Annotated in this window: 17 protein-coding genes; 13 read left to right on the top strand and 4 right to left on the bottom strand. The window is 42.2% G+C overall.

Translation table 11 applies throughout. From position 1 onward, the window contains the following. Positions 1 to 256: 256 nt before the first annotated feature. The 3 genes from A2273_04840 to A2273_04830 form a co-directional block, all read right to left on the bottom strand. On the bottom strand, positions 257 to 3,880 hold the full coding sequence (locus A2273_04840; protein OGF07796.1) for a hypothetical protein: 3,624 nt from the start codon (positions 3,878 to 3,880) through the stop codon (positions 257 to 259). 1,840 nt (positions 3,881 to 5,720) lie between these two features. Further along, a complete protein-coding gene (locus tag A2273_04835) occupies positions 5,721 to 6,308 on the bottom strand; it encodes a hypothetical protein (protein ID OGF07795.1) in 588 nt (195 codons plus the stop codon). Positions 6,309 to 6,334: 26 nt separating this feature from the next. Next, on the bottom strand, positions 6,335 to 7,282 hold the full coding sequence (locus A2273_04830) for a hypothetical protein (GenBank protein ID OGF07794.1): 948 nt from the start codon (positions 7,280 to 7,282) through the stop codon (positions 6,335 to 6,337). Positions 7,283 to 7,515: 233 nt separating this feature from the next. Here A2273_04830 and A2273_04825 point away from each other — a divergent pair, with 233 nt between their 5' ends. The 5 genes from A2273_04825 to A2273_04805 all read left to right on the top strand — a co-directional run bounded on the left by A2273_04825 (position 7,516) and on the right by A2273_04805 (position 10,899). Then, the gene (locus A2273_04825) at positions 7,516 to 7,809 is read left to right on the top strand and encodes a hypothetical protein (protein ID OGF07793.1); all 294 of its coding nucleotides are present in this window, start codon (positions 7,516 to 7,518) and stop codon (positions 7,807 to 7,809) included. Between the two features lie 1,274 nt (positions 7,810 to 9,083). Next, on the top strand, positions 9,084 to 9,269 hold the full coding sequence (locus A2273_04820; GenBank protein OGF07792.1) for a hypothetical protein: 186 nt from the start codon (positions 9,084 to 9,086) through the stop codon (positions 9,267 to 9,269). Positions 9,270 to 9,315: 46 nt separating this feature from the next. Beyond that, the gene (locus A2273_04815) at positions 9,316 to 10,215 is read left to right on the top strand and encodes a hypothetical protein (protein OGF07791.1); all 900 of its coding nucleotides are present in this window, start codon (positions 9,316 to 9,318) and stop codon (positions 10,213 to 10,215) included. An 8-nt stretch (positions 10,216 to 10,223) separates the two neighbouring features. Beyond that, complete coding sequence (locus A2273_04810; GenBank protein ID OGF07790.1) at positions 10,224 to 10,406, top strand: hypothetical protein; 183 nt, start codon at positions 10,224 to 10,226, stop codon at positions 10,404 to 10,406. A gap of 67 nt (positions 10,407 to 10,473) precedes the next feature. Further along, positions 10,474 to 10,899 (top strand): hypothetical protein, encoded by a 426-nt coding sequence (locus A2273_04805; GenBank protein OGF07789.1) that lies wholly within the window; start codon positions 10,474 to 10,476, stop codon positions 10,897 to 10,899. A 65-nt stretch (positions 10,900 to 10,964) separates the two neighbouring features. Here A2273_04805 and A2273_04800 read toward each other — a convergent pair whose 3' ends face one another. After that, positions 10,965 to 11,285 carry a hypothetical protein gene (locus tag A2273_04800; GenBank protein OGF07788.1) on the bottom strand — a complete coding sequence of 107 codons (321 nt, stop codon included), beginning with the start codon at positions 11,283 to 11,285 and terminating at the stop codon, positions 10,965 to 10,967. A 618-nt stretch (positions 11,286 to 11,903) separates the two neighbouring features. On the opposite strand from A2273_04800, the gene A2273_04795 reads away from it, so the two are divergent. The 8 genes from A2273_04795 (at position 11,904) to A2273_04760 (ending at position 25,571) form a co-directional block, all read left to right on the top strand. Then, positions 11,904 to 13,400: a hypothetical protein gene (locus A2273_04795; GenBank protein ID OGF07787.1), complete on the top strand. Its 1,497-nt coding sequence runs from the start codon at positions 11,904 to 11,906 to the stop codon at positions 13,398 to 13,400. 630 nt (positions 13,401 to 14,030) lie between these two features. After that, positions 14,031 to 15,203: a hypothetical protein gene (locus tag A2273_04790; GenBank protein ID OGF07786.1), complete on the top strand. Its 1,173-nt coding sequence runs from the start codon at positions 14,031 to 14,033 to the stop codon at positions 15,201 to 15,203. A 491-nt stretch (positions 15,204 to 15,694) separates the two neighbouring features. Further along, positions 15,695 to 17,671: a hypothetical protein gene (locus A2273_04785; protein ID OGF07785.1), complete on the top strand. Its 1,977-nt coding sequence runs from the start codon at positions 15,695 to 15,697 to the stop codon at positions 17,669 to 17,671. A 151-nt stretch (positions 17,672 to 17,822) separates the two neighbouring features. Then, positions 17,823 to 20,618 (top strand): methylase, encoded by a 2,796-nt coding sequence (locus tag A2273_04780; GenBank protein OGF07784.1) that lies wholly within the window; start codon positions 17,823 to 17,825, stop codon positions 20,616 to 20,618. A gap of 388 nt (positions 20,619 to 21,006) precedes the next feature. Beyond that, the gene (locus tag A2273_04775) at positions 21,007 to 21,756 is read left to right on the top strand and encodes a hypothetical protein (protein ID OGF07783.1); all 750 of its coding nucleotides are present in this window, start codon (positions 21,007 to 21,009) and stop codon (positions 21,754 to 21,756) included. Positions 21,757 to 22,075: 319 nt separating this feature from the next. Continuing rightward, positions 22,076 to 22,789 carry a hypothetical protein gene (locus A2273_04770; protein OGF07782.1) on the top strand — a complete coding sequence of 238 codons (714 nt, stop codon included), beginning with the start codon at positions 22,076 to 22,078 and terminating at the stop codon, positions 22,787 to 22,789. Positions 22,790 to 22,849: 60 nt separating this feature from the next. After that, complete coding sequence (locus tag A2273_04765) at positions 22,850 to 23,089, top strand: hypothetical protein (protein OGF07781.1); 240 nt, start codon at positions 22,850 to 22,852, stop codon at positions 23,087 to 23,089. Further along, positions 23,082 to 25,571: a hypothetical protein gene (locus A2273_04760; GenBank protein ID OGF07780.1), complete on the top strand. Its 2,490-nt coding sequence runs from the start codon at positions 23,082 to 23,084 to the stop codon at positions 25,569 to 25,571. The genes A2273_04765 and A2273_04760 overlap by 8 nt, the downstream gene beginning before the upstream one ends. Positions 25,572 to 25,665 lie beyond the last annotated feature (94 nt).

Raw genomic sequence — 25,665 nt, 5'->3', positions numbered from 1 at the left:
ATTATGGTGGGCGGTAGTCCGTGTATTTAGAACCTATTTTATAGAGGAGGGGCAGACTTTACCACCTTATCCACCGAATAAGTGATAATACTGCACGGCTCCCGCCTATCTTGCCAAAACGTAAATTTTTCAAACTATGGGGTACCCTTGTAGCAAAGGCCAGTAAGCCCAGTAAAGCCAGTAATAGTGGATTCTATGGGGACATATTGAAACGAGGTGGTCTTTTAAAAACCACCTCGTTTGGTTGGTACCAACTCTATTTAAGAATGACCATTTTCTTTGTTGCCTTGAAATCGCCTGCTTCCAAACGATAGAAGTAAACCCCGTTGGCTGTTGTTCTCCCTGAATTGTCCCTACCATTCCATATCGCGGCATAAATGCCTGGCTGCTGATGGCCCTCAACTAGGGTGTTTACCAATTGCCCCAGCGTATTGTAGATCTTCAGGCTGACATTGCCGGGTTTTGCCAACTGGTAGCTGATCCTGGTCTGGCCGTTGAACGGATTTGGCGCGTTCTGAAATAGCTTGTATATAAAGGTTTGACCAATGTTGCCAAGCTCGGCAAGCTGTGCGCCACCCTTCCCGTTTCCATTGCCCTTGATGACTTCATGAATAAGTATCTTTCCGCAAACAGCCATTGTTCCTTTACTTTTCTCAATACGCACTATTATCTGACCATCCCTATTGCTTGCTTCCGATAACTGCTTGTCCAATATCACTTCTTCACCGGACTTCACCTTTATCTCACCCAGCGGCAAATCGTTGACATATGGTTTCATCTTAATATCATCACCGCTTTCATGATAAAAACTAAGCAATATCTTATGCTTTTTATTGGGATCAACGTTATCAAAACAATATATCAATTCCGTAGAATCATAATCTACGGTCTTATAAGGCTCTACTGCATTGTCGTCAGTTTTGGCTTGCGATTCATAGATAATGAAGCCATTTCTTTGCACATTGAATATTGAAGGCGTTTCTTGTCCGACGTCAACAGCATAAACAGGCTCCAAGGCCGTTGTATCTACCATAAAAGTCAGACCCCACAGCACCGCTGGTTCAATCTCTTCCGCCCAAATGCAATACGTTTTTGTGCCAATTGCTGTCTGTACTTTAAATTCATGGGGGAATATTGATGCATAATCGGTACTCGACAAATTATCCGGCGCAACATATGTCATCTTTTCCGTGCTGTATGTAGTCTTAAATACCTCATAATCGTTCGAGACATCTTCGGTCCATAGAATATCGCTGCCGCATATATAAGGCATCATCGATGCAGATGAAGACTGGCTGATATTTATGATCGGATCCCATTTCTGGTCATAACCGGTTCGTTTGTATATATCACCGTCTTCTTCCCAGACCACATTGGCTACACCGGATATATTTATCGAGGGGTTTTCCGCCGAACCCGGTCCGGATATTTCTACTATCGGACTGTATGTCCCGTCTATTTTCCGCATCGAATAATATATCTTCCCTAGCTTATGCCAGGCGATATGATCATTTCCCTTGTAATCCGTAGCCATTGAAGCAGATGTTGGCACAGCCCAGGGAGGCGGCACTGTATAAGTATATTGGTCTAATACTGTATCTTTTTTAGCGTTGACATTGCCTAGGGCAAATCTTATTTGATGCAAAGCCCAGCCCTTTGATATGTATGGTGGAATACCACCACCATACGATTTCTCATAAACCAGAGATACTGTATCATTTGTTATGGACATTGACGGTGGCGAATACCCACAGATGTAATCCCATGGCACAGCATCCATAAAGGTTAATGTATCTGCAGGGCTCCATCCGGAAGCAGTTTTATAGCTAAAATATACACCACCACCCAGGTTTGGTTCCCATTGTTTTATCCAGGAAATAGCCGGTGCATTCTTACTGTCAACGGCAATGACGGGCAAACTGCCGCCTTCAATAGCATATGGTGTCGTCCAAGTCTGACCGTCGTCCCCAGAGGAAGTGTAATAAACACTGTCTTCCCCAGAATAGCTTAAATGCAGCAGTCCATCCGTGGATACTGTAATCTTTTCAGCATTATTGTATGCCAATGCCAATTCATTTTGAATATCAACTAATGTATACCATCTGCGATCCTGGCGGCGGAAAGCAATGTCTCTAACTGCACCGCCTAAATCACCATCCCAGGAAGCATACGAGAAGTGGCCTAATCCAATGGCAACAACTTTTCTTGGAACAACAGTAAAAAGGTTATTATAGTCAGTATAAATATTTCTGCTGAAATCCTGCCAAACATTATACGCTTCTGTCGTTTCCATATTGACATATCCAAAAGTCCCGTCGTTGCTTATTTCCCCGGCGTGGTTCTGGCCGTTGGATGAATAACATAACCATCTTTCCTTACCATCGGCGCCGGATATTTTCAAGGCAAACAATAAGGCATGAGTGGGATCATATTGGCTCCAATTGACGATACCGTCAAAAAGAACAGATACCGGCAAAAATAATTCTTTTATCGCCCATGGTCCATTAACCCAACCCACCGAACCGCCATTATTGTCCATAACAAGTTTGGCTCCGCCTCCAGTCTGTTCCTGCCAGCCGATAGTAGCATTGGGATCCCCGCCGAAATGAGCTACCGACCATTGATCGTAAACCGGCAAGTTGGGTAATATTTGGATATCATCAATATACGCTACAAAATTACCCTTCTGGTCGTTTACAGCATCGTCATAACCTATCATCAATCGATCGATGATCTCGTTTTCCAACCCCGTGGGATAAGCGGTACTGTTGGATAGGTTGACCACATAGTTGACCCATTCGCCCATGGCCGCTTTATGAACCGATGGGGTTATTCTCATGCCGCTGTTATCGCAGAGATAAATATTCGAAGGTGCGATAAGTTGACTGAAACGCTTTCCGCTCTTTGTAGTAGCATCGACAAATATCTGTCCATAATTTGTTGGCGATGCATATACATGCATCCAGAATGACAGGCAAGACCCTTTTCCGATTTTTACATATGGATCATAAACATTCCAAAAGGTCTTACCGTCAATCGCCCCCGATACGGCCGCAACTTTAGCAATAGGTAAATTAACATCTGTTCCCTGGATTTTATACATTTTATTACCCGCATGAGGGTTTACCCCGTTTTCCGCGCCTACAGGACCTGCAAAATATGGAACAATGGTATTTTCATAAGTAGTGTCGGCAAAGGGCGTATATTGCCCTTCTTCGAAACCGCTAACAAAAGAAGTCACAGGAACATCCGTAAACTCTATATTCTTTACCGTTCCGCCGTGATCACCAACGCTCCAACCGGTATATGAGAAGTGGCCTAACCTAAGCTCTTTAATGCTTGATGCTGAAACGTCAAATTCTGCAAAATAATCGTCATTAATATTGCGGCTGAATTTTTCCCAAACATTTAACCTACTGGCGCGCGGCATGCCAGATCCTTCAGGTAACTTTTGCCCGATACCCATATCAACAAAGCCCTGGTCAGTATCCCAATGATTGCTGGCATTAGCCCCGTATATCAGCCATCTATCCTGTCCGTCTGAGCCTTGAACTAATAATTCAAATAATAATGAATGGTTCCTGTCATACTGTTCCCAGGTTACGCGCATATTGGGAGCGACCGGCACATCATCAATATTATTACGCAGCAATGGTCCGTTAACCCATGTGCCCGGACTTGTTGTTTCCAGAACATTAAGTTTAAGTTCGGCGCCACCTTCGTAATTATCAGTATTAAAACTTAAATCTATTTTGGAATTCCCACCAAACCTCTCGGCATACCACTGATTTTTATACGGATAATATTGTTCTATTGTAACATCATCAAAAAACACTTCAAAAGAGCCACTTTCATTATTATCATCATCATATCCTATCATAATATAATCAATATATTCTCCCGTTAAAGAGCTTAAATTTATCGCATAGAAACACCATGAATTCCAATCTACAGGATCAGGTCGCGCAAAAGAAGGATGTATTCTCTTCCCCTTCTGATCACACAAATAAGTGCCATTATTAAAAATATCCCTTATTACTTTTCCATTTTTTAATTTTGCATCAATAAAAATCCGGCCTTGACCACCAGGTGAAGTTCTTACCCTTCTCCAAAAATATAAAACCGAGTTCTCTGTTATTTTGATGTCACGATTAAATAAACGCCAATATATATAATCATTTGTTGTTGAGCTGCTTTGATCATAACCTTTAACTAAATAAGAATATAATCCACTATGTGGAATATACCACATAGGTATAGCCCAGATCCCCGAAGCATCGTATGAAGTAATATTATTATTATATTCAACCACGTTTTCACAAGCAGGATACTCAGCATCTATTGGCCAAATATAGTTCGACTCAAAACCAGAATGGAAATTTATTGCATAACCAACTGGCACTTCAATGATACTACTCGTGATCACTTTATTATTCACCGTAGGCACACCATTGCTGCTATATGAAGATGTAATTGTCATCCTCAAATAATACTTGCCATATGTTTCGGGAGGTTCATACCAGTTCAGGCGCAATGCACCTGCGAAATGCCATCCTTCATCAATAAGAGTAGCTACTATTGCCCCGGTATTATAATTAATCACTTGAGCTGTGATTTCTGCGTTATCTGTCACTATACAATCCCAGGAAACTATTCGATAATGTTCATCATACGTTCCCGTTAGGTTAACAATATCAGCTCCAATAACCCATGTTTGTCCGCCTGTATTACTTGTCCATTTTTCCGAAATCACAACAGATCCAGACTTATAAAAATTACCATTGTTTGTTAAGGATCTGGCTACAGCAAAATCTTTAGGCACCAAAAACTGTCCCACATTTGAACCTGCATTTCCAATTGATGTTAAATAATTTAAATAGTATCCAAATTTATGTATTTTGCCGATTGCATCAACAGCCCAGACGTTTCCAAAATGATCAGTTTCCACAGAGGTCAAACAACTACCCGTTGGCGCCTCCCAACCATTTATCTTTTTACCATTATCATTGATTACATAAAGCCTGGGTTCCTCTTCCGTAAATGATACCAGACTTATGCCTGATGGTGTGCGCATTTCAATACCATTTAATTCGCTGATAGACCTATCATATATAAAAATATTGCCAGAACGCTTATATTTTATCAATTTATTTCCCGTCCAGTCCGTAACCCATATTGCATCGTCAGCAGGATCTGTTGGAGTGCCTCGATCATCAATGTCTACATCTTTAGGATTTAGAAGATTCCCTCCCGTTATATTTTGTTTGAATGATATTGTATTTGTAGTAATGTCGTAGGTTAACCATACAATACGACTTCCCCGAAAATCTGCAACAAATATATTTCCATTAACATCCGCAGCAATTCCCTGTGGAAATTGAAATTGCCCATTTCCGGTTCCATAACTGCCATATGTATTTATCGAACCATTATAACTCTCACCACACACTAGCCTATTGAATCCATTATCTGCGATTATTGTCGAAGCCAACCACTTCCCATCCGTTCTTTGCTTATAAAGTGCGGCAACACCCCAGGGAATTTTAAATAAAATCAAACCACCCATATTATCTTTTATTAGATTATCGCATATTTTATCTGAATAAATATCAGGTATTGGCCAAGTATTATCAACATCAACAGCTGTTTCAAAAATCAAAGTTGTTTGCTCGGCTAAGCACATAGTTGATATACATAATATCAAACAATATAATATAAAATTATTGCATTTCATTTCGTGAATCCTTGTTTATAGATTTTATAATCTTTCTATTTGCTTCAATAAAATTAATAATTTGCTGATAATCGGTTATATACCACAAGGTTCCAGATTTTGTTACTTTTACCATTATTTGTTTTTTAGGGCTCGTCTTAAACCCTATTTGGACAGGTATGTCTTGAATATTATTTTTTATATTTATAGTTTTATTTACTTTCCAGATCAAATCCCACAATGGTTTTTCTATATATTGACTGCCTTTCCCCTCGTTGGATTTTACATTTTTATACAATTGTGTAAATTTTACAAGCGACTGTCTTTTTGATTTATCTTCTTTAGAAAAACGACATGCTGCCACTACTCTATCACTGTCCCCAAGCACAATACCCATAAAAAAAGAATTTATTACAGCCTGTATTTTTCCTTCTTCCGGCATTGATGGAATTGTGTTGCATAGATTTTCAATGCTTTTCGATGTTGCTGTCGATTTATCATTATGCAAAGCTGCTTTACTTTGTTGAGCATATATCTCAGCTATGTTTACAAATAATAGCATTTGTAAACTAAAAAATATTATATTTATTTTCATTTTATTCCCCATCGCTTTTTTATATGTTATTTTTCAATATATTTAAAACCATTAACCCTTTCATTCAGGGGTACCGGCACCCATGGCCAAGCGCCAAAACCACAAAACTTACCTGTCCTTTTTTTACGATCCAAGGCAGCCTTTGCCAGAATCCCGGATTTTGATTTGGGGGATTCTTCAATCATTTTATTTAACAACGACATCAATCTTTTTCGCTCTTTAGAATCTATAGTAGATTCATAATAGTAGAGCATGTAGGTAAGATACTCTGCCGTTATGAGATTATCTGGGTATCCTTTAAATAATGTTTGATCCCACTTATGTACAGAAATTTTATCGTTCAGAATAGTCCGATAAATGGAAATTATTTGCCGTATGGCATTGGGGGTATAAACACTGTGGGGGTAGGTTACAACAAAAATTTCCCAATCATTAACTTCATCCGTTGCTCTCGTATATTTTTTACTCATTATAGTCGCATAATCATCATAGCCACTGCTTTTAGTGTCTTTCGGTTTAATAACTGCAAAGTGGACGGTGTTTGATATTATTTGAGGTTGATGGATAAATGTGTTTTCATCAATAATAACCGTAAAAGAATATTTTCCTTCTATCAGGTTTCTTGTGCCATTAAGTAAATTTTTATCTTGCATATAAAAATCATTTACTAAAGAATCCCCAACGGGTATTGCTCCATGCCACAATGCTTCGCGCAAGTAATCCGTATGAACACCATTCCAAGGGATACTTGATCCTCTATCATTAACTAAAATATATTTCATATTGCCATAAGTTGGTCCTACATCCTCATACCTTAGGACTTCCTTTCCATTATTAACTACAGACCATCTAATAAATATTGGTTCTTTTAACAAATACGTATCCTTTTCCACCTGTACTTTAAAAGACACCTCACCGGCAAAGCTAATTGATTGAAATACAATCAGAAATAGAAAAACAAGGTTCTTAATCATTTTATTTCCTCCTAATACTTAATAATTATTGAACAGGCTAATTTTCATTGTATTTACACATTTTAAACAAAATTTAGGGTCATATAAATCATCGTTTGAAAACGGATACGATCCCATTACACAATCCGTAGTCACAGTTCCGCTATGATTAACGCTTGTCCAATCCGTAAGACCACCCAGTTGATGGCCCATTTCATGAACCACCGCATATTTAATTACCTTTTCTTGTTGTGTTGGAGATGATATATCGCTCCTTATACGCCCAACATATACCATTGCCCAGCCAGGCCATGTATCAACGGAGGCTTGTCCGTATATCTGACTTCCTGATCCTGTTGTCCAGGCAACACCTTGGGCACCAGCTATATATAATGGATAGCTTGTATAATTGGATGCTGGTGAAGCTACCCCAGGACCACGATTTGCATTATTTTTTAAAAACGTATTACGGTCATCTTCAGTTGCAAATATATTCGCATTTAAATTTATCTGGTCTGTTTTTAGATAAGTGGTTAGGTCTTTTTTAAAGTCCGAATAACAATTCCTTTCAGGATATTGTGATTTATAGATACTCCAACCGGAGAATATATTTTGGCTTTGTGTATACCCAACTTCGTTCGGATTAGACATCCATTCAAACAATACTTGGCAATTTGCCATATAATCATATTCAACCCTGAGAAATCTCCATTGTTTACAGTTAATTATGGTAAAGACGCTACCTTTCGTAGCTTTTATTGTAAATTCCTCACCAGGCCAATACTCTTTAGACGACCAAGTGAAATCTGTCTCTCCATGAATACTAACCACAAAAGAACATTTCGCAACACCATTATTATCAGTTGTTACTGTTATTGACTTTGGGAAAATATCTACTAAAACATCATTTACTCGTGCAGCAGTAAAAGTAATTGAAGCACCCGCTGCTATTGGGTTGGTTGTTAAGGAAACATATATTTTATTCCTTTGTTCTCCTTCAACCGAAGTGCTATCTGTTATCGGATGCGCCTGTAATGTTAGAACACCGGCATCGCCCGATTCAGTATCTGTCCCGGGGCCTGCACCGCTTGTACCACAACCGACAAATAATAGCATTAACACACTGGATAACATAGCAAATATTAATAAACGTTCTCTTCCCAGCATTATTTTTACCCCTATATTTATTATTGATGCTACTTTAACCAATATAGCACTATAACCAGTCCATATAATAATATAACAAGGATGATTTGTCAATAAAATTCTTTGAGATGATAATGTTAATATGGCATTTTTTAAATATTACAAAAGCCAGATGCAACCACTAGATCTGTGAAACAAACCAAATTTAGAAGAATGGTGTAGATCGTTGTTATTCGTGTTGACCAGCGGCGGCTCCTCCTCTTCAACGGAATTACTTTAGCCAATCAAAACATAATTGCTTGTACTATCATCCCAGTCCTGTCCGTTGAGCCAATACATATTCGTTTTCGAATGTCATATGTTTCTGCAAATCCACCGAATTTCTTGCTAAGGTTGAACTGTAGAACGTTTAGAAAGCCCCATCTCTTAACCGAGGTGGGGCTTTTTTTTGTTTCCCCCAGGGTCTGTCAAATCGGCAGGCCCTTTTTTATTAACCGTAACAAGGAGGAACCTATGTCACACGAGCTATGGGACTTTATCCAGGCTTGCCAAAGAGCGCAGGACGAGGCTTACAACGCCGGTAATTTAGAACTGGCCGTAAGCTGGTCGGAGCACATACTCGAAGCTCTGAGTCACTAATGGTAACAAAATCTAAACCACTAAAAGGAGAAAATTCATGTCAACCAAACTCAGGATCAACCAATGGCCGGAAAGTCAGACCTGCATTGGGTGTAAGTTTGCTGTGTTCATCAATGCCGGGTACAACGTGTCGGCCTACGGATGTCCCAAGGAGCTCAAGGCTAAGGACAAGTGCAAGGGCCGTAAGGAAGCCACCCCGAAACAATGGCATGAAAAGTTCTAGGGCCTGTCATATCGGCAGGTCGTAACCTAAAACAAAGGAGAAAGCCATGATCACCAGGACCAAGGAATTTAAGCCCGATGTCGCCCAAATCGTAACGGATCAGATATTGGAGGCATTTGAGAAGGGCACCATACCCTGGCAAAAACCTTGGAAGACCCGCCTACCAATGAACATGATCAGCAAGAGGCAGTATCACGGAATCAATTTACTTATTCTGTCCCTATCGGAACATGTCAGCCCTTTTTATGCGACCTTTAACCAGATAACGGAATTGGGCGGACAAGTTAAGCCGGGATCGAGGGCATTCAGGATCGTTTACTGGCGGTTGTTGGAACACATCAATTCACAATCCGGGGAGATAACCGAGGTGCCGTTGATGAGGTACTACTGTGTTTTCAACTTAGAGCAGACTACAGGGATCCCGGCGGAGAAGATTCCCCAAATAGGAAAGGAGATTAATCCCATCGAGGCTTGCGAAACGGTGTTTGCCAATATGCCAAATAAACCGGGATTGATAGGCTCAAGAGGGGCTTACTACGATAGGAAAGAAGACTTGATCGGGATGCCGGCCCGGGAGTGGTTTGACAGCCCGGAGGAGTTTTACAGCACCCTTTGGCACGAGTCCGTTCATTCCACAGGCCACCAAAAAAGGTTAGACCGGAATAATAGCTATGACAAGGCAGGGTTTAATGCCGCTTACAGCAACGAGGAGCTGATAGCGGAGATTGGATCCTCCTTCCTATGTGCTTATGCTGGAATAGCCCCCATCACTATCCGGAACCAGGCCGCCTACATCGACCATTGGTTAAAGCGGCTCAAGGGCGATAAGAAGCTTATCATTTGTGCGGCATCAGCGGCTCAAAAGGCTGTGGATTACATTCTTCACGAACCCGGACAAATCAATTACAACAATTGCCTGTGGTTAGGCGATTACTTTAACTTATAGGAGGGAATATGCATTCTATAGCCATAGCCCTTAAGACGGGGCGAAAGAAAGTTTTTACCGAAAGGCTAGAGGTCAGGGCCGCGTGTCCACTTTGCGGCCACACAGCGATTATTGTCTATATGGGAAGGGAAACGGAGGTCTACTGTCCGGACAAGTACTGTCCCAATTGCAAGGATCGCCATGAAGAATAAACAGCATGAATAAGAGCCATTCCAATAACGGAGTGGCTCTTTTTTTGTGCCCAAAAAGGAGGAAAATATGAAACGTTACAAAGCGACCCCATTGGAGTTGATCAAAGTATCCGAAGCCATCTCTAAAAGGCCGTTATGCAGCCCGCAGGCGGTATATGAATACATGCAAAAGGAGGCTTTGGCTGATAGGGAGATATTTTGGGTTCTGCACGTCAACACTAAGAACAAGGTGGTAAAGAAGGAGATGACTGCCATGGGTTGCGCCGATAGCTGCCGGGTGATGCCAGGGCTTGTTTTAAGGGGAGTGGTGGCCAGCGGAGCACCAAGCATTATAACGGTGCATAACCACCCTAGCGGAGAGACCAACCCATCGCCGGAGGATAGACAGCTTTGGGGCACGATGCGAGAGGCTTGCCAGTTATTGGGGATTCGGGTGCTGGATAATATGGTTATCGGATCAAGCGGGTATTATTCAGAGGAAGAGAATAAGTAGTTAATCCGGCCGGGTGGCGGTGTAGGGGGAATGAACGCTGAGGCACTAAAAAACCCGTGATAATTTCACAGGTTTTTGCGGGTCTTTTTCTTAAGTGTTTTGATGGTTGTCAGCAATTGTTTGTATTCTTCTGATGTAAGTTCTATGGTCTTTTGCTTCTTTAGGATCGGTGCCGGGAGGTCCGTTGAGAAAAGGTCCCTGAGCTTGACCTTCAGGCAACCAGCGATCTTATTAAGCGTGTCCACCGTAGGCGCACGTTTGCCGGATTCTATCATATGGATGTAATTCAGGCTCAATCCGGCGCTTTCCGCCAGTCTTTCCTGGGTGTATCCGGTCTTTTTACGGATGACTTTGATCTGTTTGCCTATTTGTTGGTATATGTCCATATTCCCCCTTTTTATGAATATTACCATTTTGACAAGGGGGATAAAAACCAACCTATAGTGTTAATATTATATCTTGACTATTGGTAAGAATATTGCTACCCTTATTATATTATTATTACGTGGAGAAATACTATGGAATGGGTTATTTTTATCATTGGTGCTGTCCTCTATATGATTTTTAAGTCCAAGGATAACATAGATTCAACTTCTGTCGGCGTAAATTATCAAAAGACAGGTGAATATTCTGGTGAAAGAAGTTGTAAGCCAAACTATCCTACAAGTGCTTATGATGAAGTAAAAGTGTGCCCTAGATGTTCTTACCGGGGAGTTCCTGAAGTCTCGCCCCTGTGTCCTCAGTGTAACTATTCATTTAATGAAATTTATTCTGAGGATGGGGAACTATTAAATGATATTGATGAAAGTAACTCAAAATCTGATATAAGAACAACGATAGAGAATTCGGCTAAAACATCGTATCCTTCATGTGCCGAGATGAATAATGATAATAAAAGCAGAAAAAAAATAGCAAAGTCATTTATTGCTCGAATCGATTTTTCTGTGTGGCACCATACCCACTTCTATAGAGCGGAGGATAGACAATTAAAATATCATACATGGATGGAAGACTTATTCACAGTAAGCCCAAACGGCAGGCGAATAGCCTATGTCAATAAATACAATAACGAACAGAGTGTAATTATCGACGGGAAAGAAGACAAACGGTATGATACACTGTTTAAATATCCCATTTTCAGCCCTGATAGCGAACGTGTGGCGTATGTTGCACAATCAGGTAAGCAACTCATTGCAGTTATTGATGGAAAAGAAGGAAAGCAATATCGTGGTGTTTGCACACCTATCTTCAGCAATGATAGTAAGCGATTTGCATATATAGCAGGATCAGTTAAGAAGTCGTTTGTCATTGTGGATGGAATAGAGGAGAAACAATATGATTGTATCTTTGAAATATCATTTAGTTCAGATAGTCGTCGGTTTGCTTACTTGGCACAAATGGGTAAGAAGTATGTTGTGGTAGCAGATGGGGTGGAAGGCAAACAGTATGATCACATTGATAATCTTTGTTTCAGTCCAGATAGCAATCGCATCGTTTATGTGGCTAGGACGGGTATAAAAGAGTTTATGGTCATTGATGGATTTGAGGAGAGAGAGTATGATCGCATTTCAGAGGACAGTTTAAGTTTTAGCCCTGATAGTAAGCGCTTGGCTTATGGTGCGAGGATGGGTGATAAACAGTTTGCTGTGGCGGATGGAAAAGAAGATAAAATCTATGATTTTACTCACTATGGTATTCGACCGATATTTAGTTCGGATAGCAAGAAAATAGCTTATATGGCAAGATTGGGAGTTGATCGTTTCGTTGTTGTAGATGGTAAAGAGGGGGAGAAGTATGATCAAATATTAGAAGGAAGTATTGTTTTTAGCCCTGATAGTAAGCATTTGGCTTATGGGTCTAGAATGGGTGATAAATACTTTTATGTTATCGATAGTAAGGAGGGGAGACATTTTGATGGCATCGGGTTGGGGCAATCTGTTTTTAGCCCTGATAGCAGGCACATTGCATACGTGGCGCAATACGATAAAAAAGTGTTTGTAGTTGTAGATGAAAAAGAAGAGAAAAAATACGATGGCATTGGTGAAGGATGCCCTGTTTTTAGTTTAGATAGCCAACACATAGCGTATTTGGCTAAATCGGGCAACAAACAGCGTGTAGTTGTGGATGGAGTAGAAGGGAAACCGTATGATGGCATCGGCCATCTTTGTTTTAGCCCGAACAGCGAGCGGGTTGGTTATGTGGCATTACTAGGTGATAAACAATGTGTAGTTGTTGATGGCACAGAGGAGAAGATGTGTGATGCCATTGGGGAAGCAACACTTACTTTTAGTCCAGATAGCATACACATAGCATACTTTGCTCAGATAGGCGATAAATGCCTTGTGGTTTTAGATGGGCAAGAAAATGAGATGTACGATGGTGTAATCGAGAAGGCGAAGATAGTGTTCGATACATTAGATACATATCAATACTATGCTATAAAAAGTGAAATAAATAATCCTTTAATTGGTAATGTTTATCAAATCAAAGAGGAATATTAGTATTGGCAGGGTGTTGATAAAATCAAAAGCCTTCGACCTTCTTCATTCCGCTACTTAATCTACATCGGGCTCCGCTCAGGCACATGGTTGGCTAAAGCCGATCCTGGGCCTTTGCTTTATTACTCCAGGCCGGCAGATATCCTTGAATCGCTTGCAGGGTAGCGGCGCTGGGTTTCGGCATGGCACCGTATAGCCACCGGGAAAGACGGCGGCTCCAGGCCAGCTCCAGGTCGATCGTTCCACCTGTCGCTATTCCGCCGCCTGACCCATAATGCGCATTATGGTCCCTTGTCCCTTGCCTTACCCCAGTGCTACGCCCAGAGGGTTTACATAACCGGCGTTATGCAAACTGCCCTGCCATGCTTTTTAATCGTAACACTATATTTATATCTTCTTCGGAATTTATATTTGAGTATCATTTCTAAACTATTAGCTTTAATAGTTATATATTGCATAAATATTATTAATAATATTTGATATGCATATTTGCTGTTGACAAAATATGACATTTAAGTTATTATACAATTGGGTATATAAATATATGGTATAGTTAAGTTTCTTTTAGATAAAATGAAAGAATCAAGTACTGATGCACATCAGAAGCGCACTCCTCACGTACCCGGATCGTTCTTGGGGTATTCGCTTCAACAAACACTATTCGTGTCTTTATTACTTCAGAGCAGAAAAGAATCAATTGTGAGCCTTGAAGTATTTGAGGATATTGGCGTTGAAACACCTGGCGAGGGGAAACTTGCTGTTCAATCGAAAAGTACTTCAAATGGGAACCCAGTATCGGATCGTTCTATAGATTTTTGGAAAACATTTCATAATTGGTTAACTGCTGTTGAAAAAGGCGAACTCGATCCCGATAATACCCTTTTTAAGATTTATGTGTCAAAAAAGGTTACAGGGCCAATTGCTGAATCATTCAGCAACGCAAAAACTATTGCTCAAGCTAAAGAAGCTCTAATAAGCGCCCAAACGGAATTGTGGGGCAAGGCACCTGCATTTGAAAAACGTAGTTCAGTAGCTCTGGGAATCAGTGCTTTTGTAGAACATATATTTAACGATGACAAAGATCTTATCAGTAAGATAATATGCTCCTTTGAACTTGAAACAGGTAGTGGTAGTCCACAAAGTGATTTGCGTGATATATTTTCAAAATTGCTTTGCCCGGATGAGATAATTGAAGATTTAAATAAATATGCTTTGGGGTGGGTTAAAGATAAAATTGATCGTGCGATAGAAAATAACGAAGCTGCAATTATTAAGGTTTCTGAATTCAGAACTACATTGGTAAGTTTTATTGGTAAACGTAGCTCCAAATCGATTCTCAGCAGCTTTGCTCGGGATCCGGATCCTACAGAAATTAATGCAGAGAGGTTGAAGAAATACGTTCGTCAACTTGAATTTATTGAATCACCTGACGATCAAAAAATAAGAGCAATTATAGATTTTTTAAAAGCTTCAAGTGCTAGAACGGAATGGAGTGAAAAGGGATTGGTTTTTGAAGAAAGCTTTAATGAATTTGAAGATAATTTGATTAGAACCTGGAAGAACCTACGGACTAAAACATTTCTTAACCAGAATAATGCATCACCATCTGCAAAAGGCCAGATTCTCTATTCTGAGTGTTCATTACATCGCGCACATTTACAAGCAATGGAAACACCTTCTCATTTTATACCTGGCAGCTACAATGCACTTGCGGATATCGAAAAAGTTGGATGGCATCCTGATTATTTACAACTACTAAAAAATGACATGATAGATCCGAGCGAGAATGATACGAGCACTAAATAAAGAAGTTAATAATGTCCAAAATCCAGCGTTAGGGGCTCTACTCTTATGGCGTTTTGTTGCTGGTTTTGAAAGTAGCGAATCAAATAGAAAACACCCCGATTTGCCGCTACTTTTCATTGTGCTTCCGTTACTTTTTCATGATGAAACAGCTAAAATAATGGTTGCGACAAGAGGCTCTTCTGGTTTGAGGGCATTTACGGATAAGTTTTCACCGTCTGCAGTTTCAAAAAATGATCTGCTTGTTTCGCTGAACTCAAAAATCAATTGCACTAAAGATCTTACGCTCAATTCATTGATGCTTGCCGTAGCATCAAATCTACTAATCATCAACGTTGATAAAGCCACTGTCATCCCTTTATCAATAACACCCCCTAAAGCGGGGCTCTCAGAATCTATAAAAATATTGATCACACTGGCTGAAAAATTAGGCACTTGGTGTGCCCCACTAACAAATCATGAAATAGGCCTAACCCTTAAGATTGGATTATAGTATGAAATTACAGATTAAAAGTATAATTCTATGGCCTAAGGATTTCTCCCACGATCCTAGAATATTACCGTTTCAAAGCGGCAGTATTAATGTAATAACCGGGGCCTCCAGAACTGGCAAATCAGCGATTATACCTATCATAGACTATTGCTTGGGTTCTGAAAAATGTACTATTCCGGTGAACACGATTAGAGATGCATGTGGCTGGTTCGGTTTGCTTGTGGAAACCGAAACTGATCAAAAGCTATTTGCCAGGAGGGAACCAGGCATTCAGAAATCGACGAGTGATATGTACATATTGGAAGGTAAGAACATTCTTATACCTAAATATATCAAAGAAAAAAACACAACGAGCGATGTTGTCAAGCATACTCTTGATTCGTTGTCAGGCTTGACGGCGCTCAATTTCGATTTTGCAGAAACAGGCTCTGGTTTCAGTGGGCGGCCCAGTTTCCGTGATCTTGGAGCTTTTATTTTTCAGCCACAGAATATAATTGCCAATCCAGATGTTTTATTTTATAAAGCTGATACCTATGAACATAGAGAAAAGTTGAAAAGCATTTTCCCTTATATTCTTGGGGCAATAACAGCTGGCTTATTAGCTAAACAGCATGAACTCTCTACGTTAAGAAGAGATCTTCGGAAAAAGCAAAGTGAATTAAAGAATCTACGTCAAACATCAGAACGTTGGATTGCAGATATCAAAACTAGGGTCTCTGAAGCAAAAGAATATGGGTTGACAACAAAAAGTGTGATTTCTACCACCACAGTATCTGAGTTAATTGATATTTTAAATGAAATTGTAAAATCACATGAATGGGAAGCACGAACAACTTCAACAACAGTAACTGAAGCTATAACGGAGTTGATGGCCCTAAATAAAGAAGAAAAATCTATTGCTTTTGAGGTTTCAAGTCTTCGCCAACGATTGTTGGAAATGACTAACCTTCGTGAAACTGTAAGTGAGTACAAATCTGCATTGGCGATACAACGTGAGCGCTTAAAGGTATCCAATTGGATGGGGACATTGAATACACCCAAGCATGACTGTCCTTTATGTGGGAGTCAAATGGAAAAAGCTACATCAGAATTGCAAAAGTTACAAAATGCTTTACAAGATATTGAATCTAATAGTGGGGATTTTGATACGATCCCAATTGTGTTTGATCGTGAGTATGAGCGGGTCCGAAATGAGTTGGACATTGTGTGCGATAAATTGAAAGGTATACGTATTCGAATCCGCCAACTTGAAAATACATCAGATGAGGCTCGTAAAAGGCAATACGACACTTTGACGATATCACGATTCATAGGTAATATTGAACAAGCGTTAGAAGTATATGAAAGTCTTGGTACAGATAAAGATCTAACTGTAGAAATTGTTGACCTTCAGGAGAGAGTCACAAAATTAGAAAAATTAATCTCCGTGGGAAATGTTAAGGAAAGAACAAATCGTGCGGTTAACGCCGTGAACCTAAATGCTGGTAAATTATTACCAAACTTAGATTGCGAAAAGCCGGAACTTCCCATTATGTTATCAATTGATGATTTGACTATTTCCATACAAAACGTAGACAGAAAAGATTTCCTGTGGGAAATTGGCAGTGGTTCAAATTGGCTATCTTATCATATTGCCGTGCTGTTAGGGCTTCATCAATATTTTCAGGGATTAAAACAAAACCCCGTTCCAAATTTCATAGTATTTGACCAACCAAGCCAAGTATATTTCCCAAAAAAATTAGCAGGCAAAAGAAATTTGGTCGATGATGATCCACAGTATCTTGATGAAGATGTTGAAGCTGTTCGCAAAGCATTTGAAGTGTTTTCTAAGGTGATTTCTGATGCAAATAAAGATTTCCAAATTGTTGTATTAGATCATGCCCCGGAATCCATTTGGGGGAAGTTGCCCAATGTGAATATGGTGGAAGAATGGAGAGGTGGCAAAAAACTTGTTCCGCAAGAGTGGTTGGTAAAATGAAAAGAGAGTCCTTTCCTTTTAAAACACATGTATTTTAGGGCCATCGTATTAACAATAATATGCGCTGGTCTCTTTTAATATTATTTATTATTGCCTTGATTATGACGGAAGACAACGGCGTTCTTGTTATAATACAATTGAGATATAATTAATGCCTCTAAGCTGGAACGAAATAAGACATAACGCCATAGCCTTTTCCCACGATTGGGCCACGGAAACCCGCGAGGATGCCGAGGCCAAGACATTCTGGGATGAGTTTTTTGCCGTTTTTGGTATCAAGCGCCGGGTGGTGGCCAGCTTTGAGGAGCCAGTAAAAAACATAAAAGGCCAATACGGGTATATTGACCTTTTTTGGAGCGGACTTTTATTGGTGGAGCATAAAAGCCGGGGAAAAGACCTGAGCAAAGCTGGTTCCCAGGCCTTCCAGTATATACAAGATTTAGCCCGGTCCGGCCGGCACAACGAAATACCCCGATATGTGATTGTTTCCGATTTCGCCCGAGTTGCCCTGCATGACCTGGAGCCGGATAGACAGCTTGACCTTCCCTTATTCGACCAATGGCGGGTGCAGACCACCGAGTTTACATTGGCCGACTTCCACAAGAATATCCATTCTTTCGCCTTTATACCAGGCTACAAACAGCAGGTCTTTGAGGCCCAGGACCCGATCAACATCGAAGCGGTAGGCAGACTTGGTAATCTGCATGATGCGTTGGAAGCTGGAGGATATTCCGGCCATGAGTTGGAGCGTTTTCTGGTTCGAGTGCTATTCTGCCTGTTTGCCGAGGACACTGGAATATTTGACCGGGAAGCTTTCCACCTATATTTGGAAAATCGCACGGCGGCCGATGGGTCAGATTTAGGATTGCACCTGGCCCGTTTGTTTGAAGTGCTTAATACGCCACTAGAGAAGAGACAGAAAAACCTGGACGAGACTCTGGCCGCCTTTCCCTATGTAAATGGCGATCTTTTCTCTGAACATCTGGGCTTTGCCGATTTCAACCGGGATATGAGAAATGCTCTGCTGGCCTCGACCCATTTTGATTGGGCGCAGATATCCCCAGCGGTATTTGGTTCCCTGTTCCAGGCCGTTATGGAACCGAAGGAGCGCAGGCAGACCGGAGGTCATTATACTTCAGAGAGAGACATTTTAAAAGTGGTTCGGTCCTTGTTCCTTGACGACTTGCGGGCCGAGTTTGAGAAAATAAAGAAGAACAAACCCGAGTTAAAGCGGTTCCATCAGAAGCTAACCGGTTTAAGGTTCCTGGACCCGGCTTGCGGTTGCGGCAATTTCCTGGTAATCACTTACCGAGAATTACGATTGTTGGAAATTGACATGCTGAAAGAGATGTACGGCGGTCAACAGGTGCACGATATCGGCCATTTGTCTATACTGGATGTGGATGCTTTTTATGGTATCGAGATCAAAGAATGGCCGTCCCGCATTGCCGAGGTTGCCATGTGGCTGATGGACCATCAGATGAACAATCTTTTATCGGCGGCTTTTGGCGAATATTATGTACGACTGCCGTTGCGGAAGAGCCCAACCATCGTTTGCGATAATGCCCTGCGATTGGACTGGAAAAAGGTCTTGCCGGTGGGCAAGTGCAGTTATGTTTTGGGCAATCCGCCATTCATTGGCAAACATCTAATGTCGGAAGATCAAAATGAAGACATGGATTTAGTTTGGGATAAAGCTAAAGGCACTGGTGTATTAGATTATGTGACTGGTTGGTATCGTAAAGCTGCCGAATACATACAAGGCACCCAAATAGTAGTTGGTTTTGTGTCTACCAGTTCCATAAGCCAGGGCGAGCAGGTTGGGGCACTTTGGTCGCTTCTTTTTGCTAATTATAAGATAAAAATACTTTTTGCCCATCGCACGTTTCCGTGGGAAAGCGAGGCAAGAGGCAAAGCCCACGTTCATGTCGTTATTATAGGTTTTGCTACCAATGATATACCCAATAAGCGTCTTTATGATTACCAGGACAAAGGCAGTAAAGTTACAATTGAAACTGTACGCAATATCAGCCCCTATTTGATCGAAGGCAGTGATATACCTGTATTGTCGAGGAGCAGACCTATTTGTAATGTGCCGTTATGTGAGTATGGGAATAAACCAACGGATGGCGGCCATTTGATAATTGAAGAAAAGGATCGCCAGTCGTTTTTAAACGAAAATCCCGAGGCGAAGAAGTATCTAAAGCCGTTGTTGTGTGCCGAAGAATACCTGTATTCTATACCCCGTTGGTGTCTTTGGTTGGTAGATGCATCACCGGCCGATATTAAGAATATTCCAGGAATACGGAAACGGGTTGAAGCTGTCCGTGATTTTAGGCTTGCCAGCAAGAAGGAGCCGACCCGTCGCAAGGCATCGGAGGCATCTCTTTTTGCGGAAATAAGGCAGCCAAAGGGACGTTATATCGTAATACCACGGCATTCATCCGAGACCCGTAAATACATTCCCTTTGGATACTTCCCGGCATCCACTATTATTCATGATAGTTGTTCGTGCGTACCTAACGCTGGTATGTACCATTTTGGTGTGTTGTCATCGATGATGCATATGGTCTGGGTTCGCCAAGTATGCGGGCGATTAGAGTCCCGATATCGTTATTCAAGCAACTTGGTTTATAATAATTATCCATGGCCGGAGGACCCATCCCCCAAGCAACGTAAGTCCGTGGAGGTTGCTGCCCAGGCAGTACTGGACGTTCGTATGGAATACCCAGATTCTACCTTGGCTGACTTATATGACCCCTTGTCCATGCCGCCCAAATTGGTAAAGGCCCATGCCGAATTGGATCGGGCGGTAGATCTGTGTTATCGTTCCCAGCCTTTTGATAGTGAGCGCCAGCGGATAGAGTACTTATTCGGGCTGTACGAGAAAATAACCGCACCGTTAATGGCGAGCATTGGTAAAAAGAAATCCAGGCCCAGGAAATAGACAATTACCCCACCCCGCCGCTCACCGACCGATTTTGCCAATTTCTATACCAAAATATCGAAATTTCTTGGGGGAAAAACGGGAAATTTGAAAAGTTTTACTAAGACTATAGTATATAATAAGTTACATTCGACACAATTCCGAGCCTCTGGGGTCCTCTGCACAGAGAAAGCGAAAAATCCCGTAAATAAACGCCTGTATCCTAGTCAAAATCATGGACTTACCTCATACACCTTACTTTTGGTCTGATAGATGAAAGTGTTACGTGCTATCTTATTTATAACCAACAGGTTACGACCAACACAATGGATTACAGCGCCTTACATGATCCGAGATTTACCGCTTACTACCCCCGTAATGTACACAGTTTATCGGAGAAAATTTAACCATGAGCCCCGCTATTGTTGACAATAATTTTCGTGATGATCTATATCAGCTTTTAAAGGCGATTGAGCTAAAGCGAATCTTATCCAAGGCTGATTCCAATTTAGAAATATTGGCCAGCGATGTGTCCTTAGAGCATATTTCTTTAGGGGATCTGATAACGGGAGTGGCATCTGATTATGGCATAGAGATTGCTGAAGTTATTCCGTCTGGTTATATATCAGGCCCCAATGATGATGGGCCCATGGAATTTGTTCCGGACGGTGGTATTGAAAAATATATCGTCAATATCCAGCCTGGTAAATTTAATTCGGGGTTAGATGATATCAACAAAGATTATGAATTCCGTCATAACCCGCCACCACCGGAATCTGCGGTTCAACTAAATATACCAGAACAGGAAATTATTAACAATCCCCCCTATCACCCTCTATCTATTGGCGAATATGGCAATATTTATTATGACAAGGAAATCATTATAACTGGTCAGCAGCTCAAACGGCTTTGCTCTTATTTAATGCGTCACCACGGTCGTACTTGCTCAAGCTTGGATCTTTATCGTACTATTATTGATAATCATACTACAGATTGTATAAGAGGAATTGATGGTGTTGAAAAATTATCCCGCAAGCAAATCAGACTTCTGTATACCCATATCCATTCATTAAGTAAATTATTAGATAATCGCTTTGGCCGCGAGGTTGTTTTTACCAAACATAAAATCGGCTACCAGTTAAAATGCGATAACATTTAATCGCTGACGATATACCGTTACAGGGCATTCCATAATTATGGAGTGCCCTTTTTATTTAAATATGGTCTTCAATGGGCAAACCAGCAAAAGGTGGGCTTTTTTTAGCCCATCTTTTTTTTGTTCAAAAAGTAAGTTTATGCTGTATCTGCTTTTTATTATTGTTCAATAATAAATCTTGAACTTTTTTTGAACATTCTTTGAACCTTCTATTGAACAACTCGCCTTACAATGGAGCGACCTTAAAAAGCGCCCGCTCTGGGATGCTTTCAATATTAATATCGAGAAGTAAAACCTTCTCAACAACAAAGGGAGAAACAAAATGTCCGAAAACACAAAGATCTCATGGTCGGAAGCCAGCTGGAACCCGATCTCAGGATGTTCCCACGCCAGTGACGGTTGCGGCAGATGTTATGCGGAAAGGATTACGCACCGCCTGCAGCGATCACCCAAGACGGAAAAATACCGGGCTGGCTTCGATGTGGTGGTAACCCACCCGTCAACGCTCGGCGAACCGGCAAGACTGCGGCGTCCAACCCGCATATTCGTCTGTTCGATGGCCGACCTCTTCCATCGGGATGTCCCGGAGGTATTCATCCAGCAAATTTTCGCTGTGATGAACAGTCTTCCACAACACCAATTCCAGGTATTGACCAAACGCAGCGAGCGGATGGCGGAGATGGCTCCAAGGTTAACCTGGACCCCGAATATTTGGGCCGGGGTTACCGTCGAGTCGCCAGAATACCTGCACCGATTGGACGACCTACGGCAGGTCCCAGCGGCCATACGGTGGATAAGCGCGGAACCCCTGCTGTCGGCGTTGCCGGATCTCGATCTAAAAGGGATTCACTGGGTAGTTGCCGGCGGCGAGAGCGGCAAGATCTTCCGGCCCATGGATCCCGACTGGGCTAGGGGGATACGGGACCAGTGTGCCCGGGCCGGGGTTGCCTATTTCTTCAAGCAGTACGGCGGCAATAAACACGGCAAAGGCGGCGATATCCTTGATGGTGTTCAGCACCACGAATATCCCGCTTAGTTACCAACGACAAGGGGCGGGTCGTTCATTGCGGCCCGTCCCAAAGGATTTTTATTTACGATGAAACAAAATGAATTATCGCAACAGGAACAAGCCGCAAATATGCCTTTGTCAAATCCCGACATCCTTCAGTTTCAGACCTTATGGCAGGAATTGATAGGGGAACGTATTACACTGGCGGAGGCGGCGGAACACGGACGCAGGTTATTGGCATTATATAAATTTGTATACAGGCCGATGACAGCGGAACAATACCAACAATTAATTTGTAAGTCGCAGGAGGATGAAAAGAATGAATGATATTAGGAATTTTGTGGATACGGTCAAGGAAAGGATTGACATCTCAGAGGTGATTGGACGGTATGTTAAACTTGACGGTCATAATAAGGGCCTCTGCCCTTTTCACACCGATACTAACCCCAGCCTGTCAGTTAACACCAAAGGACAGTACTTTAAATGTTTTGGTTGTGGCCGGGGCGGTGATGTCTTCCGTTTTTTGGAATTACAAGATGGCATGAGCTTCATGGAGGCCTTGAGGATGACAGCAGGGGAAATCGGCATGGACCTCCCCTCCTTTACCGATGAAGAGCGACTGGCGATTGCCAAGCAAAAAGAGATTGACTCCATTTTAAACCATGCCGCCTGGTATCATCACCAGCAGTTATCTTCCGATGCCAAAGAATATTTGATTAACATTCGCGGGTTTAATGAAGATACCATTAAACGGCACCAGGTAGGCTATGGAGACGGAACTCTTGGCGAATATCTTATTGATGGCTGTAATAAGCTACCGGGATTATGCGTTGAAGCCGGTGTCCTGGTGAAAGTGCGGGCGGATTATAAGGACCATTTCGCCGGACGGATCGTATTCCCGAACGTCAAACGCGGTCAGGTGGTCCATATGTCTGGCCGAGCCCTTGGGAACATTGAACCCAGACACTTACACCTCAAGGGCGAAATCCGATATCTTTATAATGAGGATGATTTACGGCATGAGATCGTTGTCTTGACCGAGGGCATTCCCGACTGCCTTTCAGCGATACAGGCAGGTTTTCCGTCCGTCGCCGTACTAGGAACGTCGTCCTTTAAACCGGAGTACATTGACCGTTTTTCCAGGTGCAAGACGGTATATGTGGCTATGGACGCTGACAACCCGGGACAACAGGCTGCTTTAAAAATTGGTTCCATGTTGGGCAGTAAAGCGAGAATTCTGACTTTGCCGGAGGGAAACGACCTGAACGAGTATTTTCAAGGACATTCGCCGGAGGAGTTCAAAACCCTCATGGCAGAGGCCAAGGATATAATTCGGCACCGCGTCTTCCAGATTCCCCAGGATACGGATAAGATAGAGTTACCAACAGTTCTTGAGCCTGTCCTCAGGGATTTAGCCTTATTGGATAAATTGCAGGCTGAAACATACCTTAGCCGGGATATTAAGCAACGGTTTGGGTTATCGACGGCCGAGGTTACAGCCTACAGGAAAAAGGTCAAGGAATTCCAGAAAAACCTGGACGATGGCAAGGCGGTTGATGCCGATGATGGTAAGAAACTTCAAATGTGTGCCAAATTCGAAGGCCTGGTGGATTTGGCCGACGATAACGGGGAGGTTGTCTTCCTGATAAAACAGGATGGTGAGCTTAAAATCCAGCGCCTGGTGGAGCAGGATGAAAAGGCCCTTATCCCACCCCGTAAGGATTGTATCCGCTGGATGCTGCCTCGGGCCGAAGAAGTGCTACGGCATTACAACAGCCCGGAAATGACCTCCGGTGAGTTTGGCCATCAATTATATACAGAATTGGCCGAATATCACCGCTCGATATCCGAATTGCCGTCCGATGATTACTATGGGGTATTGGCCTGCTGGGATATGCTCACATATTTTCAGGAGCATTGCGAATACTTCCCAATCCTCTGTTTTTCGGCCCTGCCAGCCAGGGGTAAAACAAGAACGGGGGCAGGTATTACTTTTGTTTCCTATCGGGGCATTCAGGAACAATCACTACGGGAAGCAAACGTTATGCGGTTTGCCACCTACTTAGGAGCCACGCTGTTTTTTGACGTTCGGGACCTATGGAAGCGACTTTTGGCGACACAGAGTGATGATCTGCTCCTAAGCCGCTTTGAAAAAAAGAATCAAATAACCAGAGTGCTTTATCCAGATCGTGGCCCGTTTGAGGACATGACCTCGTTTTCGACCTTTGGCCCCACCATAGTCAGTTCCAACGAAGCGATAGACGATATCCTGGAAAGCCGGTGCATTACACTCAGCCTGCGGGAAGCGCGCCGTACATTCAATAATGACGTACTGGAAAAAGACGCCCTGCCGCTTAGGGAAAAACTCGTTGCTTTCCGGGCCAAGCACTTGGACACCGGCTTACCGGATATGGACAAAATCCCAGGGTTATCCCGGCTGGGCGATATCCTAAAACCATTACACCAAATCTTGATGCTGGTCCACCCCGAGGGTAGCGACCATTTCGTCCAATTTGCCCGGCAACTTGACGCAGAACGGAAAATGTCCCAGCGGAACAGTTCAGAAGCCCAGTTATTCAATATATTGATCCTTTTGGAGCAGAGGGTTGATCACGGCATGTTAGCTGTCAAGGATATTACAGACGGATACAATGTGGATCGGCAAGAACGTTACCATTTCACACCCCACAAGATATCCCGCATGCTCCGGTCTATGGGTTTCTCGTCCTGCACCATGCCAAACGGTAATTCCGGCATCGTTTGGGAACAACAGATAATCGAGGACATCCGGCAGCGATTTGCCGCCTAATCAAACGCCAGGAAAGCCAGTAAGCCTCCCCGATACTGGGCTTACTGGCCTTACTGGGCTTTCCCCAGGTAGGCATTGCCTGTTTAACAAAAAT

Source organism: Candidatus Edwardsbacteria bacterium RifOxyA12_full_54_48, assembly GCA_001777915.1.
GTDB lineage: Bacteria > Edwardsbacteria > AC1 > AC1 > EtOH8 > UBA2226.
Note: the sequence above shows the minus strand (reverse complement) of the source record. Positions and strands in the feature narration are given on the sequence as shown.

Bases quoted from the DNA above. Each gene is read 5' to 3' on its own strand.
- A2273_04765 (OGF07781.1), top strand. From the start codon at position 22,850: ATGAAACAAAATGAATTATCGCAACAGGAACAAGCCGCAAATATGCCT.
- A2273_04820 (OGF07792.1), top strand. From the start codon at position 9,084: ATGTCAACCAAACTCAGGATCAACCAATGGCCGGAAAGTCAGACCTGC.
- A2273_04780 (OGF07784.1), top strand. From the start codon at position 17,823: ATGCCTCTAAGCTGGAACGAAATAAGACATAACGCCATAGCCTTTTCC.
- A2273_04760 (OGF07780.1), top strand. From the start codon at position 23,082: ATGAATGATATTAGGAATTTTGTGGATACGGTCAAGGAAAGGATTGAC.
- A2273_04830 (OGF07794.1), bottom strand. From the start codon at position 7,282: ATGATTAAGAACCTTGTTTTTCTATTTCTGATTGTATTTCAATCAATT.
- A2273_04770 (OGF07782.1), top strand. From the start codon at position 22,076: ATGTCCGAAAACACAAAGATCTCATGGTCGGAAGCCAGCTGGAACCCG.
- A2273_04785 (OGF07785.1), top strand. From the start codon at position 15,695: ATGAAATTACAGATTAAAAGTATAATTCTATGGCCTAAGGATTTCTCC.
- A2273_04795 (OGF07787.1), top strand. From the start codon at position 11,904: ATGGAAGACTTATTCACAGTAAGCCCAAACGGCAGGCGAATAGCCTAT.
- A2273_04805 (OGF07789.1), top strand. From the start codon at position 10,474: ATGAAACGTTACAAAGCGACCCCATTGGAGTTGATCAAAGTATCCGAA.
- A2273_04840 (OGF07796.1), bottom strand. From the start codon at position 3,880: ATGATAGGATATGATGATGATAATAATGAAAGTGGCTCTTTTGAAGTG.
- A2273_04775 (OGF07783.1), top strand. From the start codon at position 21,007: ATGAGCCCCGCTATTGTTGACAATAATTTTCGTGATGATCTATATCAG.
- A2273_04815 (OGF07791.1), top strand. From the start codon at position 9,316: ATGATCACCAGGACCAAGGAATTTAAGCCCGATGTCGCCCAAATCGTA.
- A2273_04810 (OGF07790.1), top strand. From the start codon at position 10,224: ATGCATTCTATAGCCATAGCCCTTAAGACGGGGCGAAAGAAAGTTTTT.
- A2273_04800 (OGF07788.1), bottom strand. From the start codon at position 11,285: ATGGACATATACCAACAAATAGGCAAACAGATCAAAGTCATCCGTAAA.
- A2273_04835 (OGF07795.1), bottom strand. From the start codon at position 6,308: ATGAAAATAAATATAATATTTTTTAGTTTACAAATGCTATTATTTGTA.